The following is a 15,516-nucleotide window of genomic DNA, read 5'->3' as shown; positions in this document are numbered from 1 at the left end:
CTCGAGCCGCGTTCCGGCTTGAAGAACCTTGCCAAGGCAAGGACTGGCGCGCTTGATGAACGGCTTACATTTTCCTTACCGCGGGCTTATTCTTTGCGTTTCAGTCCCCGTTAGAGCGCCTCTCGACGATCCGATGGCTACCCAGGGGGGAATGGCAGTTTGCGCTATCTCTTCGAGGATTATGCATTCGACACGGACCGGCGCGAGCTGCATCGCGGGGCGGATTTGGTCTCTATCGCGCCACAGGTGTTCGACCTGCTCGATTACCTGATCCGCAACAGGGGGCGCGTCGTCAGCAAGGACGACCTCATCGGCGCCGTTTGGGGCGGACGCATCGTCTCAGATGCAGCGCTGACGACCCGCCTGAATGCCGCCCGGAGCGCGATCGGCGATTCCGGCGAGAAACAGCGCCTAATCAGGACACTGCCGCGCAAAGGCTTCCGCTTCGTTGGTGCAGTGCAGGAAGCGCAGAGGGTCGCAGTTACGCAAGGCGCCGCGGGTCTCGGCGAACCGAACCTCGACAACGTCGTCCGTTCGGGACGGGCCGATGCCGTGGTCGGAGGACTTGGCTCGGCGGTGCACAGTGGCGACACCACGCCAACCCCGGCGTCGGCGCCGCATCTATCCATCGTCGTTCTGCCGTTTGCCAATTTCGGCGGCGATCCCGAACAAGACTATTTCGTCGATGGTGTGACCGAGAGCCTGACCACGGATCTGTCGCGCATCAGCGGCTCGCTCGTGATCGGCCGACATACCGCATTTACCTACAAGGGAACGGCGGTTGATCTCAAAAAGCTCGGACGCGCGTTGAACGTCCGCTACGTGCTCGAAGGCTCGGTGCAGCGTGGCGGCAACCGGTTCCGGGTGAGTGTGCAGTTGATCGACGCTGAAACCGGCAATCACCTTTGGGCCGAACGCTTCGACAAGCCGGTTGCTGACCTGTTCGACATGCAGGACGAAATCGTGTCGAGACTGGCAAACACGCTGAATGCCCAACTTATGGCCGCCGAGGCGCTGCGGGCGGAACGTTCGCTGCATCCGGATGCGATGGACCTGTATTTCCAGGGCATGGCTTGCGTGAACAAGGGAGATACCCCCGAACACATGACGCAAGCACGCGGCTTTTTCGAACGGGCGCTGGCGCTCGATCCCGGCAGTATCGAAGCACTGGTTGGCACGGCGATAGTCGACTTCAATAGCGGCGCTTACTTTTCTACCGACCACCGAGCCGCGTCCCTCGCCTCTGCCGAGGCGGCCTTGATCAAGGCTCTGTCCATGGCCCCATGGCACGCGCAGGCCCACATGTATCTGGGTGTTGTGCATATTTTTACGGACCGTGTGGCCCAGGGAATTTCCAAATGCGAGCAAGCGTTGGCTCTGGATCGAAATTTGGCCAATGCGCATGGGTTCATCGGCCTCGCCAAGCTTTTTCTTGGTCACGGCGAGGAGACCGAGGCCCACGTCCATGAGGCGTTCCGCCTCTCTCCTCGCGATATCTTCGCCTATCGGTGGATGACGTTTGTCGCGGTCGCCAAGCTGTGGCATGGCGCTTACGCCGAAGCGGTCGTCTGGCTACGTCGTGGCCTCGAGGCCAACCGCAATTTTCCCATCGGGCATTTCATACTCGCTGCCAGCTTGGCGCTCCTCGGGCACCTGGACCAGGCGCGGGCCGCTGCCAAAGCGGGACTTGCGCTCGACCCAAACTTTTCGATCCAGCGCTACCGCGTTAGCTCTCCGAGCAACAACCCGATCTATCTTGCCAGACGCGAGCGCTTATATCAGGGCATGCGCATGGCCGGGGTGCCAGAGGGGTGATGCCAGATATGGGTCCAACGGCAGCGCGGCTTTGTCCACCCCAAGCCGCCAGCTTCAGGGCGCGCGTGCCCCCGAAGCGGACTTCTTTCTATTCAGATCATCGATGCGCTTGGCCTCGGCGACGTCGGACAATGCGCGCTTCAGGTCGCCCAGGCGATGGAAGACAATGCCGCGATTGATGTAGGAATCCGACAAACCGGGATCTCTATCTATTGCCAGGTCGAAATTGGCGAGCGCAATGTACAGATCTCCGCTGCGATACGCCAAGGTGCCCCGTTCCAAATAGTATTTGGCGTCCTTGATGCCGGACTCGGGAGCCGAGGAAGCATGGGCGCTTGCAAGAGCGATGCCTGTCGTCGCCGCAGGTGCAATGCCTTCTGGTTTGGCCGGCGCTTCGACGTTTCGCGGGTTCACGTCGAACTTGATACCGGTCCCCACGACGGCGGGCCGGTCGTGTTGCCCGGAGGTTCGGCCGTGTGCGTCCGATAATTCGGTCGCGGTGGGCGCCGGTGCGGGTTCGCGCCTGGACATGCTGGACATATCGGTCACCTGCGCCGAAGCGATGGACCGCCCGTCGACGGGCTTGAACAGAAAGTAACCCCCGACGAGCACGACGGAGACGGCGGCACTCGCGATTGCGTCAGCGGCCAGCCTGCGGATCGCGCTGCGCTTTGGCGCCTGACGTTGCTGCCGGCGTGCGACTTCGAGCAGCTGGTCATAGGCCGCCCGCTGCTGCTCGTCGCTCAGTATGGCGTTGGCGCGGACAATCCGCCTGAATCTCTCTGCAGCTTCCGGGTTGCCGGGATTGACGTCGGGATGACTTGCCTTCGCGGCCTTACGGAACGCAGCTCTGAGACCGTCCGCGTCGTCGTCCGGAAGCGCCCCCAACAAATCGTAAAGAGTTGTCATTAGAGCTCACTGAAATGCGGATGCTACTCGATAAATTTTACCATATGGGTCGACGCCTCAATCAAGGCGCAACCAGCGGAAAATCCCACTGGCGAAAAGCGTGAAGGGTTGGCGTGGCAAAACCAAGACCAAACGGAGAACGGCTGCGCACCGCAGGCATGGGGAAAATGCTAGCCAGGGTGGATGCAGATCGATCGTTCTTGCGTAGATTGCGGAAATAGACGGCGTGGGCGGGAGCGCCGCTGACGCGGTCACCGGTGACGATGCCTGGCCCGTCGCGTGGCTGCGCGGATTGCTATCGAACCGGTTTTCGTTGCCGGACCGGCTCGATTTCGCATGTGCTGGACGCCTGCAGCAGGGCGAGGCGCGCGCGTGCGGTTTTCTCCGCATCCAGATAGCACTGCCGTTCGTACTCGACCTTCAGGCGGGCCCATTCATCCGGATCGACGGTCTTGAGGTCGGATCGTTTGAACTCGCAATCGGGGTCGGGCTGCGGCGACAGCAACGCCAGGTCCGGCCGCCGGATTTTTGGTTCGGCATATCGGTATGGTTCGGAGTATCGGCGGATGCGTACGGGAGCCCGGACGGGAGACGCTTTGCCTTCGTGCAGCGTCAGCGTCGGACCGGCTTCACGTTGCGCCGGATTGCGCGCACAACCGGCAAATGACGTCGCGCACAAGATGACGCAGATGGTCAGAAGTTTTGGCGCGAACGATTTCAGGCTGGCGGTATGCTGCCGCTCGCCTGCTACCTCGCAAGAATCCTGAAAACGAAGCGCTCCACCTGGGATCGCCATGACAATGATTTCCGATCAAACGCGCTTAGCTAAAGATTTCGCGGAGCGCGGCAACCATGAACGGAAAATTTGAATCGACTTCTAACAATTACGATGAATTAAATCTAAACTGGCTTCATTCGGTCCTCGGTACGAGCACGGTCGGCACGCTTCGCTTTGCCCACCCTACGCCGCTGACGGAGAGAGGACGCCGTAGTCGTCGGATATCCGTCGACCGCCCGTTTTGGCGGAAGGTCATTTACTCATGGTAGCGGTTCGACCTTCGCCGCCATGTCGGGGGCGCGTGTCACCCGGTATGTCGCGTTGGTGCATTTGAGGACCCAGACGGCGCGGTCCGGCCGGGAGCGCTTCTTGTCCCTGGTGGCGCCGAGCGCCTTCTCACAGGTGAAACCTTGTGTGCGAATCTGAGCCGACAGCACGGTCTGCGGTGTTTCGGCGGCAACCTGTTGCGCCCGCAACTGCGGGCTGAAAAGAACAGCAGCGATAGCCAGGAGTAATGATCCACGTGTTCTGCGCATGACCTCAAATCCTCCGAACAGACATCCCGCTCGTCTGAATGCTGGACTATATGGCAAGAACACCGGCGCTGTCTGCTTTGGGTCACACCGGGGCATCGCGACCTGGCTGGCTGATGTCCGTGCTGCCCTCGATAACCGATATCGTCAGGCCGCTTGTTCACGTCTGAGAAGTGCTGGCCTCGGACACGGCAGCAAAATCACTATTTGATCACTCGGTCGGCGCGCAGCAGGAAAGCTTCGGAGATCGTAAAGCCGAGTGCCTTCGCGGTCTTCAGGCCGCAGCGTGCTGGATACCCCGCCTTCGGGGCTATGACGACTTCGTGCGGTGTCGCAATGACGTGGATAAGCCCGGCAGTCGAGTTACAGCAACTGCGGCTCTTCCGCCGCGATCGCATCCTCGGCGCCGATCGTGCCGCCCGTGATCACCTCGGCATAGATCCCGCAATCGGCATGGCCGAGCCGGCGCTGCAGCGCCTGCGGGATGGCAAGGTCGCGCGCGGCCGTATCCGGATCGACATTGACGGCGGCGCAGCGGACGATGCGCTTCACCACCTTGAGTCTCACGTCGCCGATCGCAAGCGTGTGGTCGAGGAGGTCGAATTCATGCCACGCGGGCCAGCCCTCGACATAGAGGTTGGCGCGGAAGCGAAGCGGATGCACCGGCGCGCCCACCATGTTCTCAATGGCGCGGACGCTGGCGAGATTGATGATGGAGACGACTTTGCGGGCGACATCCGAAAAACTGTGGCCCGGGCTTTCCAACACCTTCGGCGGCCCCTTGATCAGGTCGGGAAAAGTCGAGGCGAAGAAGTTCTCGATTGTCCGCCGGCCCTCGGGCGTCGCGAGATTGCCCTGGGCCACGATCTGACCGTTGTGGTTAATCGAGAACACGTTGCTCGAATCGTCGAAATGGGTGCGAAGGCCGGCTAGCCATTCGTCCCGCATCAGCATCAGGAAGTGCGGCTTCGGCAGCCATTTTGGTTCCGCCGGGTCGAAGCCGGAGGGGCCGTTCTCGATGGCGTAGCGGCGGTCGGCCAAAAGGGTGTGGCCGGGCTTCAGTTCGGTGCGGCTGAGCTGCTCCGGAGTCAGGCCTTTGACCGGGTAGCGGTAGATCCCGGTGATCCGGGCGGAAAGGGCGGTGGCAGGCATGGCGTTTCTTAAGGGATTCCTCCTGTCAACGCCACTGTTCCAAATTTGTGGCCGGGCCTCTTCCGTTTTTCGCCGCGATGCCCACATTTGCGTCAAGCCTGAAAAGCGGGCGACGACCCGCGGCCGGTTGAGGAATGTCAATGCGGTCCGCGTATCCCCCAATGAAGATGCCGTAATCATGCCTCAGGGGTGAGGACGGTAGGCCGAGGGAATCACAAAATGAATATTGAAAAATACACCGAGCGCTCGCGCGGCTTCGTCCAGTCCGCGCAATCGCTCGCCCTGCGCGACGGACATCAGCAGTTCTCGTCGCTGCATATGCTCAAAGTGCTGCTTGACGACAGCGAGGGGCTGGCCGGCGGTCTGATCGACCGCGCCGGCGGTAACTCGCGCGCCATCCTCAAGGCGACCGAGGATGCGCTGAAGAAGCTGCCGAAGGTTTCGGGAAGCGGCGCCGGGCAGATCTATCTTGCGCCCGATATGGCGCGCGCCTTCGATGCGGCGGAAAAGGCCGCCGAGAAGGCCGGCGACGGCTTTGTCACGGTCGAGCGGCTGCTGCTGGGGCTCACGCTCGAAAAGGGCGGCGAGGCCGGCACCATTCTCGGCAAGGGCGGCGTCACGCCCCAAAGCCTCAATTCGGCGATCGAAGCGTTGCGCAAGGGCCGGACCGCCGATAGCGCGACGGCCGAAAATGCCTACGACGCGCTGAAGAAATATGCCCGCGACCTGACGCAGGCCGCGCGCGACGGCAAGCTCGACCCCGTGATCGGCCGCGACGAGGAAATCCGCCGCACCATCCAGGTGCTCTCCCGCCGCACCAAGAACAATCCCGTGCTGATCGGCGAGCCCGGCGTCGGCAAGACCGCCATCGTCGAGGGCCTGGCGCTGCGCATCCTGAATGGCGACGTGCCCGAAAGCCTGAAGGACAAGAAGCTGCTCTCGCTCGACATGGGAGCGCTGATCGCGGGCGCCAAATACCGCGGCGAGTTCGAGGAGCGGCTGAAGGCCGTGCTGCAGGAAGTCACCACGGCCGAAGGCTCGATCATCCTGTTCATCGACGAGATGCATACGCTGGTCGGCGCCGGCAAGGCTGATGGCGCGATGGATGCGTCCAACCTGTTGAAGCCCGCATTGGCGCGGGGCGAACTGCATTGCATCGGCGCCACCACGCTCGACGAATACCGCAAGCACGTCGAAAAGGATGCGGCGCTAGCGCGCCGGTTCCAGCCGGTGTTCGTCTCCGAGCCGACGGTCGAGGATACCATCTCGATCCTGCGCGGGCTGAAGGACAAATACGAGCAGCATCACGGCGTTCGCATCACCGATTCCGCGCTGGTCGCCGCGACCACGCTGTCGAACCGCTACATCACCGACCGTTTCCTGCCCGACAAGGCGATCGACCTGATGGATGAGGCCGCGGCGCGGCTGAAGATGCAGGTCGATTCCAAGCCCGAAGAGCTCGATTTGATGGATCGGGAAATCATCCGGCTGAAGATCGAGCAGGAAGCGCTGAAGAAGGAAACCGACATCGGCTCCAAGAGCCGCCTGCAGGCCCTGGAAAAGGAACTGGCCGATCTCGAGGACAAATCGGCGGCGCTGACGGCGCGCTGGAGCGCGGAGAAAAACAAGCTCTCCGACGCGCAGAAGCTGAAAAGCGAGCTCGACGCATTGCGCATCGAACTGGCGAACGCGCAACGTCGCGGTGAATTCCAGCGCGCGGGCGAGCTCGCCTATGGCCGGATTCCGGAACTGGAGAAAAAGCTCGAATCCATCGAAGCCCACGAAGACCCCGGCGAGATGATGGAGGAGGCGGTGACCGCCAACCACATCGCGCAGGTGGTGTCGCGCTGGACCGGCGTTCCCGTCGACAAGATGCTGGAAGGCGAAAAGGACAAGCTCCTGAAGATGGAGGACCAGCTCGGCCGGCGCGTGGTCGGCCAAGCCGAAGCGGTGCGCGCGGTGGCGACCGCGGTGCGCCGTTCGCGCGCGGGCCTGCAGGATCCGAATCGTCCGATGGGCTCGTTCATGTTTTTGGGTCCCACCGGCGTCGGCAAGACCGAGCTGACGAAGGCGCTGGCGGAATATCTGTTCAACGACGAGACCGCGATGGTTCGCCTCGACATGTCGGAATACATGGAGAAGCATTCGGTGTCGCGACTGATCGGCGCGCCGCCGGGCTATGTCGGCTATGACGAGGGCGGGGCGCTCACCGAAGCGGTGCGGCGGCGGCCCTATCAGGTCGTGCTGTTCGACGAGATCGAAAAGGCGCACCCTGATGTCTTCAACGTGCTGCTGCAGGTGCTTGACGACGGCCGCCTGACCGATGGTCAGGGCCGCACCGTCGACTTCCGCAACACGCTGATCATCATGACCTCGAACCTCGGTTCGGAATTTTTGGTGAACCAGCCGGAAGGCGAGGATACGTCCGAAGTGCGCGAGCAGGTGATGGGGATGGTGCGGGCGCATTTCCGGCCCGAATTCCTCAACCGTGTCGACGAGATCATCCTGTTCCATCGCCTGCAGAAGAGCGAGATGGGCCGGATCGTCGAAATCCAGTTCACGCGGCTGCAGAAGCTGTTGGAGGATCGCAAGATCGCGCTGACGCTGGATGCCGCGGCGCGCGACTGGCTGGCCGCCAAGGGCTGGGATCCCGCCTATGGCGCGCGCCCGCTGAAGCGGGTGATCCAACGCCACCTGCAGGATCCGATGGCCGAGATGATCCTCGCCGGCGAAATCGCCGACGGCGACCGCGTCGTGATCTCGTGCGAAGGCAATGTGCTGACCTTCAACGGCCGGGTGCCGCAGACCGCCGAGATCGCGCAGTTCGAAACGCCGGTGCCGAAGCGTAAACTGAACTGACCTAAATGAGATGTGCTCCGGCGCGCGCTGTGCGTGCCGGGGCGTCTCATCCCTGATCCACGGCAGCCGCCAGCGGCCGGCCTGAGTTGCTGACGCCGCGCCCCCTACTTCTTCACCACCTTGTAAATCGCGTTCTCCACATCCGACGAGAAATAGATCACCCCCGTCGCCCCGACCCCGACACCCGTCGGAATGTTGCTGGGCAGTCCGCCGGGGGCGGCCGGCAATCCGATCGGCAAGTTGGCGGCGATCTCGGTGATGGTGCCATTCGCCGGATCGATCTGGATGATCCGCTTGGCGCCGACTTCGGCCACGATCAGCTTGCCGTCGGGCGCAACTGCGATGCCCTCGGGTCCCTTCAGATCCTTGGCGACCACGGACCTCTCGCCGTTGGCTTCCACCTTGGACACTTGTCCGGCAAAGGCCTCGGTCAGATAAACCGCGCCGCCCGATCCGGCGACGAGGCCGACCGGCCCCTCGAGGCCGCCGATCACGACGGTGCGGTCCTTGCCGTGCTCGCCGCTGGCGCGGACCAGCGATTTGCTGCCGAGTTCGTTGACGAGAATGCTGCCGTCGCCGAGCCTGACCGCGTCATGCGGCGCCTTGAAGTCGTGCAGCATCTCCCTGGTCTTGCCGGTCTTGCGGTCGATCAGTTGCACCGTGCCGGTGAACCAGCTCGACAGCAGCACATCATCGCCCTTGGCGGTGGCGCTCATCGGATATTCCAGCGTCACGCCGTCAGCATGCATGCGGGCCGGTTCGGAGACCTCGCCGGTCGCACCGTCGACGGTGCGGTAGGCAAAGACGTCGGCGACGTAGATAGTGTCTTTGCCGCCATCGGAGACGACGCCGATGCCGCCGGGCAGCGCCAGCTTGCCGATGATGACCTGCTTGGCAGCGCCGGTTTCCGGATCGACCTCCTGGATGCCGTTGTCGGCCATGTTGGAGACGAAGATGCGATCCTTGTCGTCGATCGCGAGATTGTCGAGCGAGGGCTTGAGCTGGGCGACCATCTTCTTGGTGCCGGTCTTCGGATCGACCCGCACCAATTGGCCGAGCGCGGTATCGACCACAAAGAGATTGCCCTTGGAATCGAAGTTGACCGCGGCCGGAACCTTGAAGCCGTCGGCGACCACGGAGAGTTCGGCCTTGTCGACGTCGACTTTGGCGACCTGGCCCTTGAACCACAGCGGGCCGTACAGCATGTCGTCGGGTCCGAATTCGAAGCCGTTGAGGCCGCCCATTTTCTCCATGATCTTGCGCGGCGGTTTGACGCCCTCGACGTCGATCTCATAGAGCGCGTCGCCGAGGAACACTTGCGTCGCGTATAGCCGTCCGTCCTTGCGGAACGCGAGCGAGTTGATGCCGGGCAGGCCGGAGGCGAGTTTCTTCACCGGGCCGTCGCCCTTGCGCGAATAGAGATCGCCGGTGAGGAAGGCCGTCCAGGCCATGGTGCCGTCGGGCGCAAACGCGATGTCGTCGGCCATGCCTTCCGGGGAGGCGACCGCAATCTTCGCCGTGCCGTTGTTGCGATCGACCTCGTAGAGCGCGGCGCCCGCCACGCTGCCAGCGAACAGGCGGCCGGACTTGTCGATTCCGAGCCCGTGCACGCCGTGAAACGCCGATCCCGGAACCAGCTTGGTAACTTCGTAGGTCTGCGCCGATGCGCCGGCCGTGTTTCCAAGAACGATCGCCGCAACAGTCGTTGCGAGTGCGAGCCTGCTCGTCATGACGCTTCCTCCCGGGGATTTTTATGGGAGACAGTATTTGTCGCGGCGGGCGGTTTGGCAAACGAAACCGTCGGGCGCCTGCGCGGCCGCCGCCATAAATCCGACACGCGGCGTGAGAAGCCGCGTCCGATGCTCAAGATTTCATCGAAGACTCAGCGGCTCAGATTCAGCGGCTCACCTGGCGCGTCTGCGGCGCGGCGCCGGCGGCTTCGGAGACACGGGCCGCACTGCCGCGGTTGTTCATCTGGGTATCGAGGCGGTCACGCTCTTTTTCGAAGCTCGTCATCACCATGCCTTCGAGCGAGCGCCCGCGTGGCAGCTTGACGCGCATCGGATCGACGAAGCGGCCGTTGACCAGGATTTCGTAGTGGACATGGGCGCCGGTCGACATGCCCGTCGATCCGACGAAGCCGATCACCTGGCCCTGGCGCACGCGCTTGCCGGGCTCCATGCCCTTGGCAAAGGCGGACATATGGCCGTAGGCGGTCTCGTAGCCGTTGTTGTGTTTCAGGCGGACATATTTGCCGTAGCCGCCTTCCCAGCCGACCTTCTCGACCACGCCGTTGCCGGAGGCGAAAATCGGCGTGCCGTAGGGGGTCGCCCAGTCCACGCCGGTGTGCATCTTGGTATAGCCCAGGATCGGATGGCGGCGGCCGCCGAAGCCCGATCGCATGATGGCGTTGTTGACGGGTTTGCGCACCAGGAACTTCTTCGCGCTCTTGCCGGTCTCGTCATAATAGTCGACGACGGAATCGTCGGGGGTCACGAAGCGATAATATTTCTTGGTCTCGCCGCCGACGGTGAGCGAGGCGAACAGCACTTCCGTCTTTTCGGTATTGGACGTGCCTTCGTCCTCGCCGGCGAAGAATACGTCGAAGGAATCGCCTGGCTGCACCTTGCGCTGGAAGTCGACGTCGTAGGAATAGATCCGGACCATGTCCTCGATCACGGCGGCCGGCACTTTATTGCGCATCGCGGTCTCGTAGATGCTCTGGTAGAGCCGGACGCCGCTGCCATCATCTTCGTCATCGTCATCGTCGTCCTTGCCGGTAGCGGCCTCGGCGACGGTATTCATGCTCTGCACGTCGACGGCGACGTATTTGCCGACGTCCGACAGGGCTGCCACGGCTTCGACGGTGGTGTCGTTGGCGACGATCACGCGATAGGGCTGCAGGCGGGCGGCAGGGCCGAGCCCCGAGGGCGCCATCAGGATGCGGACCTTCTGGCCTTCTTTCAGGCCGCCATCGCGGCCGCGGGGGCCAAGGGTCAATGCAACCGCCCTGGCTTCGTCGGGTGTCGCGCCCAGGTCACGCAGGATCGAAGCGATCGTGTCGCCCTTCTTCACGACGTGAACACGTTCGCCGGACGGGTTGCCGCCGGTGATCTGGTCCTTGGTCTTCGGCAGCAAAGTGACGTTTTCCGGCACCACGCGGGTTTCAAAGCCGGCATATGGATCGGAAACGTTGCCTTCGGTGGCGTAGGCGAGCTTGAGATCGGACTGCACGCCGCTGGCGTCGGCTGCGGCATTGGCAAGCGATGTGTAGCGGACGCCGCCCGAGCCGCGCCAGTTCGCGGCATCGCGTACCCGCATCAAGACTTCGTCGAGCGCGACCACGGCGGCGAGTTTCGCCTTCGGCAGCACCGTTGCGAGATCCTTGGTAACGAAGGAAACCTCGGCGTCGGGTTCGACGGCTTCGGGATTGTTCGGATCCTCGGAGGCGGCCTGCGTCGTGGTGCCGACATCGGTCAGCATGCGCTGGGCGTTGAACGGCGGGATCTTGGAGCTGAGTTCGCTCGTCGTCATCGACAGGTTGCCGGAGATGCGGACGAACGGCCGCACCCGCATCACGTCGCGGTTGCCGACGCGGGTGACGGTCGAAACCTTCACCACATTGCGTGAGGCGGTGGATTCGCCTGGCGGCGGCAGGCGGTCGCTCTTGTGAAGGGTGGCGGTGCGATCGTTGGCGCTGAATGCCCCGCGCAACGCGCCTTCGACGCGCTCAGGCACCTTGGCAAAGGTCATTTCGCCGTCGAGCGACGCAAAAACGGCGCCGCCGATGAGAGCCGCGCCGCACAGACCGGTCAGGATAGTGCCGCTAAACCATTGTACGGAGACACGGCGGCGATCGATCACCGCAGCCTCGGAGCCATCGACGGAAAGTGGCGGCTCGTGACCGAGATCGATGATCCCGGTCTCGCGTCCATAGCCGCTTCCGCGTGGCGCCTTCTGGCTCAACCCTGTGTCCCCCCAAATTCCATCGACATCCGACAAGACCCTCGCCCGATCCAGACCCCATGTTTTCGTCCTTTTAAGGGAACGATTCCGGAGCATGGCGTTGCCGTACGCATGAAAATTCGGGAATCAGAGGCCGGAAGAAGACCGGCCACAATCTCGAACGTCAATGCTGAGCAGATCTCTCGAAGTTTCCTGGCCGCGTGGGAAAGGCGACGGGTTCCTCGAGACCGCCTGTCCCGGGTAGCTGAACACGTCGGCAGCCCCCACTGGCACCGGCGATTCATTGCATACCTTATAGTCAGAACGTCGCAGGAATGTGGCTCAAGTGCGGCCAAAGGCCCGAAACATAGGGACTTCTTGGCGTCGCAAAATTCTTCGCCGTGATGCGACAATTTGTTGACGATGGGCGTTGACAACCCCGATCGGGCGGGCCTATAACCCGGCCACTGAGCGCGGCGATGCATTGGCCCCCGAGGCCAACGCATCTTTTCGCGCCCCGTAAGCTCCTCATTACGATGAGTGACTTAACAGCCGATAGCAATCGGTTGTTATTTGTCGTCGGATGAGGTGTGCGGGAACCTTCCAGAAGTGGAAGGATGGGGTCCCAGCGATCCCGGGCTGTTTGACAAGTGAAGATGAAGAAAGAGAAACGTGGACGGCGGAGTCCTTGCGTAGTCTCGAATGCTTGAAAACTTCGGTTTTCATCTTTCGGGGCTGGACGAAAGACTTCGGCGGTACACGTTTACATAGGTTACACCATCGTCGTCCGCGATGTGAATCGCAGACGATAAATATGGTGGGACCTCGTCAAACGTTGTGATCAGCCGGTTTAAAGTTTCAAGTCCAACTTGAGAGTTTGATCCTGGCTCAGAGCGAACGCTGGCGGCAGGCTTAACACATGCAAGTCGAGCGGGCGTAGCAATACGTCAGCGGCAGACGGGTGAGTAACGCGTGGGAACATACCTTTTGGTTCGGAACAACACAGGGAAACTTGTGCTAATACCGGATAAGCCCTTACGGGGAAAGATTTATCGCCGAAAGATTGGCCCGCGTCTGATTAGCTAGTTGGTGAGGTAATGGCTCACCAAGGCGACGATCAGTAGCTGGTCTGAGAGGATGATCAGCCACATTGGGACTGAGACACGGCCCAAACTCCTACGGGAGGCAGCAGTGGGGAATATTGGACAATGGGCGCAAGCCTGATCCAGCCATGCCGCGTGAGTGATGAAGGCCCTAGGGTTGTAAAGCTCTTTTGTGCGGGAAGATAATGACGGTACCGCAAGAATAAGCCCCGGCTAACTTCGTGCCAGCAGCCGCGGTAATACGAAGGGGGCTAGCGTTGCTCGGAATCACTGGGCGTAAAGGGTGCGTAGGCGGGTCTTTAAGTCAGGGGTGAAATCCTGGAGCTCAACTCCAGAACTGCCTTTGATACTGAAGATCTTGAGTTCGGGAGAGGTGAGTGGAACTGCGAGTGTAGAGGTGAAATTCGTAGATATTCGCAAGAACACCAGTGGCGAAGGCGGCTCACTGGCCCGATACTGACGCTGAGGCACGAAAGCGTGGGGAGCAAACAGGATTAGATACCCTGGTAGTCCACGCCGTAAACGATGAATGCCAGCCGTTAGTGGGTTTACTCACTAGTGGCGCAGCTAACGCTTTAAGCATTCCGCCTGGGGAGTACGGTCGCAAGATTAAAACTCAAAGGAATTGACGGGGGCCCGCACAAGCGGTGGAGCATGTGGTTTAATTCGACGCAACGCGCAGAACCTTACCAGCCCTTGACATCCCGGTCGCGGACTCCAGAGATGGAGTTCTTCAGTTCGGCTGGACCGGAGACAGGTGCTGCATGGCTGTCGTCAGCTCGTGTCGTGAGATGTTGGGTTAAGTCCCGCAACGAGCGCAACCCCCGTCCTTAGTTGCTACCATTTAGTTGAGCACTCTAAGGAGACTGCCGGTGATAAGCCGCGAGGAAGGTGGGGATGACGTCAAGTCCTCATGGCCCTTACGGGCTGGGCTACACACGTGCTACAATGGCGGTGACAATGGGATGCTAAGGGGCGACCCTTCGCAAATCTCAAAAAGCCGTCTCAGTTCGGATTGGGCTCTGCAACTCGAGCCCATGAAGTTGGAATCGCTAGTAATCGTGGATCAGCACGCCACGGTGAATACGTTCCCGGGCCTTGTACACACCGCCCGTCACACCATGGGAGTTGGTTTTACCTGAAGACGGTGCGCTAACCCGCAAGGGAGGCAGCCGGCCACGGTAGGGTCAGCGACTGGGGTGAAGTCGTAACAAGGTAGCCGTAGGGGAACCTGCGGCTGGATCACCTCCTTTCTAAGGATGGTTCTTCAGAAGCTTGCTTCTATCGAACCGTTTTAGAAACATCAGTGGCCAACGATCGTCAGGATTGTTGAGCTGCATTGGCGGGATTTCGCCGTCTTCGTTTCTCTTTCTTCGCGGACGAACACGCGCCAGGGCTTAGCGCTGTGCGATGCATTGGCGCGAGCCGATTGCGCGCGAGCATGTCCCTGATCCTTCCACGGGAAGGAGCGTTTGGGGCTTGTAGCTCAGTTGGTTAGAGCGCGCGCTTGATAAGCGTGAGGTCGGAAGTTCAAGTCTTCCCAGGCCCACCACTTTGATCGAGTGCGGAGCATTCGTCTTCTGGTACGGGGCCATAGCTCAGCTGGGAGAGCGCGTGCTTTGCAAGCATGAGGTCGTCGGTTCGATCCCGTCTGGCTCCACCAGATGAAATCGAAGATCGAGAAAGCCTCGAATAATCGTCCGCGAAACATCAATTCGCACGCGCGGTCCGGATGGACAGCGGCGTGCGTGATATCTGACATCGTAAAGAGGAGATCGATCCGAGTTTGGGATCTGCAAAAGCAATTTTGCGGAATCTCATTCGTAATCTCCAGGTCATTTCGGCGCTCGCGCATCGCAGCTCATCGCAAGATGAGCGGGATGAGTGAGTTGTAAATGATCTTTCTAGCGAAGCTTGACCGCCTCGCTATCGGGTTGATCTTACGAAGCAAGCTGGTCTTTCTAATCATTGTCCGGCCGTACATAGCATTCATCGAGGGTGCGCGTTTTGAGGTTTCGATCTCAAGGCAGTTGTACGGACAACATTCTGCCGAGTGTGTGGACATTGATAATGAGAGCAATCAAGTGCCTTAAGGGTGTTCGGTGGATGCCTTGGCGCTGAGAGGCGATGAAGGACGTGCTACGCTGCGATAAGCCGTGGGGAGCTGCGAAGAAGCTTTGATCCACGGATTTCCGAATGGGGAAACCCACCTTCGATAGCTGGAACTCCAAGATCTCGTATCTTGGGGTTTGAACAGCAATGTTTGAGACCAAGCCGCGAGGTTTTGGATTTCCAGTTATCAAGTGAAGGTATGAAATCTCCGAATAAAATAGGAGGTTTTAAGCGAACCCGGGGAACTGAAACATCTAAGTACCCGGAGGAAAGGACATCAAACGAGACTCCGTTAGTAGTGGCGAGCGAA

8 protein-coding genes, 2 tRNA genes and 2 rRNA genes (1 of these 12 only partly in view) are annotated in these 15,516 nt (G+C 61.0%); 7 read left to right on the top strand and 5 right to left on the bottom strand.

Annotated features, from left to right (window positions below; translation table 11 throughout):
• The first annotated feature begins 159 nt into the window (after positions 1-159).
• Positions 160-1,815, top strand: coding sequence for a winged helix-turn-helix domain-containing protein (locus ACVWVY_RS01215; protein ID WP_456624683.1), 1,656 nt, complete (start codon positions 160-162; stop codon positions 1,813-1,815).
• Between the two features lie 54 nt (positions 1,816-1,869).
• On the opposite strand, the gene ACVWVY_RS01210 is transcribed toward ACVWVY_RS01215, so the two are convergent.
• Positions 1,870-2,724 (bottom strand): DnaJ domain-containing protein, encoded by an 855-nt coding sequence (locus tag ACVWVY_RS01210; protein WP_456624682.1) that lies wholly within the window; start codon positions 2,722-2,724, stop codon positions 1,870-1,872.
• Positions 2,725-2,950: 226 nt separating this feature from the next.
• On the opposite strand from ACVWVY_RS01210, the gene ACVWVY_RS01205 reads away from it, so the two are divergent.
• Positions 2,951-3,391: a hypothetical protein gene (locus ACVWVY_RS01205; protein ID WP_456624681.1), complete on the top strand. Its 441-nt coding sequence runs from the start codon at positions 2,951-2,953 to the stop codon at positions 3,389-3,391.
• Between the two features lie 371 nt (positions 3,392-3,762).
• Here the strand turns inward: ACVWVY_RS01205 and ACVWVY_RS01200 are convergent, their stop codons facing one another.
• Both ACVWVY_RS01200 and ACVWVY_RS01195 read right to left on the bottom strand, forming a co-directional pair.
• Positions 3,763-4,038: a hypothetical protein gene (locus ACVWVY_RS01200; RefSeq protein ID WP_456624680.1), complete on the bottom strand. Its 276-nt coding sequence runs from the start codon at positions 4,036-4,038 to the stop codon at positions 3,763-3,765.
• Between the two features lie 360 nt (positions 4,039-4,398).
• On the bottom strand, positions 4,399-5,187 hold the full coding sequence (locus ACVWVY_RS01195) for an MOSC domain-containing protein (protein ID WP_456632061.1): 789 nt from the start codon (positions 5,185-5,187) through the stop codon (positions 4,399-4,401).
• Positions 5,188-5,406: 219 nt separating this feature from the next.
• On the opposite strand from ACVWVY_RS01195, the gene clpB reads away from it, so the two are divergent.
• Positions 5,407-8,046 carry an ATP-dependent chaperone ClpB gene (gene clpB / locus ACVWVY_RS01190; protein ID WP_456624679.1) on the top strand — a complete coding sequence of 880 codons (2,640 nt, stop codon included), beginning with the start codon at positions 5,407-5,409 and terminating at the stop codon, positions 8,044-8,046.
• A 104-nt stretch (positions 8,047-8,150) separates the two neighbouring features.
• Here clpB and ACVWVY_RS01185 read toward each other — a convergent pair whose 3' ends face one another.
• Together ACVWVY_RS01185 and ACVWVY_RS01180 are read right to left on the bottom strand one after the other, a co-directional pair.
• Complete coding sequence (locus ACVWVY_RS01185) at positions 8,151-9,776, bottom strand: Vgb family protein (protein WP_456624678.1); 1,626 nt, start codon at positions 9,774-9,776, stop codon at positions 8,151-8,153.
• Positions 9,777-9,942: 166 nt separating this feature from the next.
• The gene (locus ACVWVY_RS01180; protein WP_456624677.1) at positions 9,943-12,012 is read right to left on the bottom strand and encodes a peptidoglycan DD-metalloendopeptidase family protein; all 2,070 of its coding nucleotides are present in this window, start codon (positions 12,010-12,012) and stop codon (positions 9,943-9,945) included.
• 844 nt (positions 12,013-12,856) lie between these two features.
• Between ACVWVY_RS01180 and ACVWVY_RS01175 the strand changes: the two genes are divergently transcribed.
• From ACVWVY_RS01175 to ACVWVY_RS01160, 4 genes are all read left to right on the top strand, one after another.
• Positions 12,857-14,347: ribosomal RNA gene (locus ACVWVY_RS01175) — 16S ribosomal RNA — on the top strand.
• 222 nt (positions 14,348-14,569) lie between these two features.
• Positions 14,570-14,646, top strand: a tRNA-Ile gene (locus ACVWVY_RS01170).
• Between the two features lie 35 nt (positions 14,647-14,681).
• A tRNA-Ala gene (locus ACVWVY_RS01165) sits at positions 14,682-14,757 on the top strand.
• A 415-nt stretch (positions 14,758-15,172) separates the two neighbouring features.
• Positions 15,173-15,516, top strand: a 23S ribosomal RNA gene (locus ACVWVY_RS01160); it runs 2,502 nt beyond the window's last position.
• The 16S and 23S rRNA genes sit together here with 2 tRNA genes alongside, the layout of an rRNA operon.

This window comes from Bradyrhizobium sp. URHC0002 (assembly GCF_054059515.1).
The sequence above is the reverse complement of the archived record's forward strand: the minus strand, read 5'-3'. Positions and strand labels throughout refer to the sequence as shown.

Excerpts from the sequence above, each read along its gene's own strand:
- clpB (WP_456624679.1), top strand. The coding sequence starts at position 5,407 with ATGAATATTGAAAAATACACCGAGCGCTCGCGCGGCTTCGTCCAGTCC.
- ACVWVY_RS01185 (WP_456624678.1), bottom strand. The coding sequence starts at position 9,776 with ATGACGAGCAGGCTCGCACTCGCAACGACTGTTGCGGCGATCGTTCTT.
- ACVWVY_RS01200 (WP_456624680.1), bottom strand. The coding sequence starts at position 4,038 with ATGCGCAGAACACGTGGATCATTACTCCTGGCTATCGCTGCTGTTCTT.
- ACVWVY_RS01210 (WP_456624682.1), bottom strand. The coding sequence starts at position 2,724 with ATGACAACTCTTTACGATTTGTTGGGGGCGCTTCCGGACGACGACGCG.
- ACVWVY_RS01195 (WP_456632061.1), bottom strand. The coding sequence starts at position 5,187 with ATGCCTGCCACCGCCCTTTCCGCCCGGATCACCGGGATCTACCGCTAC.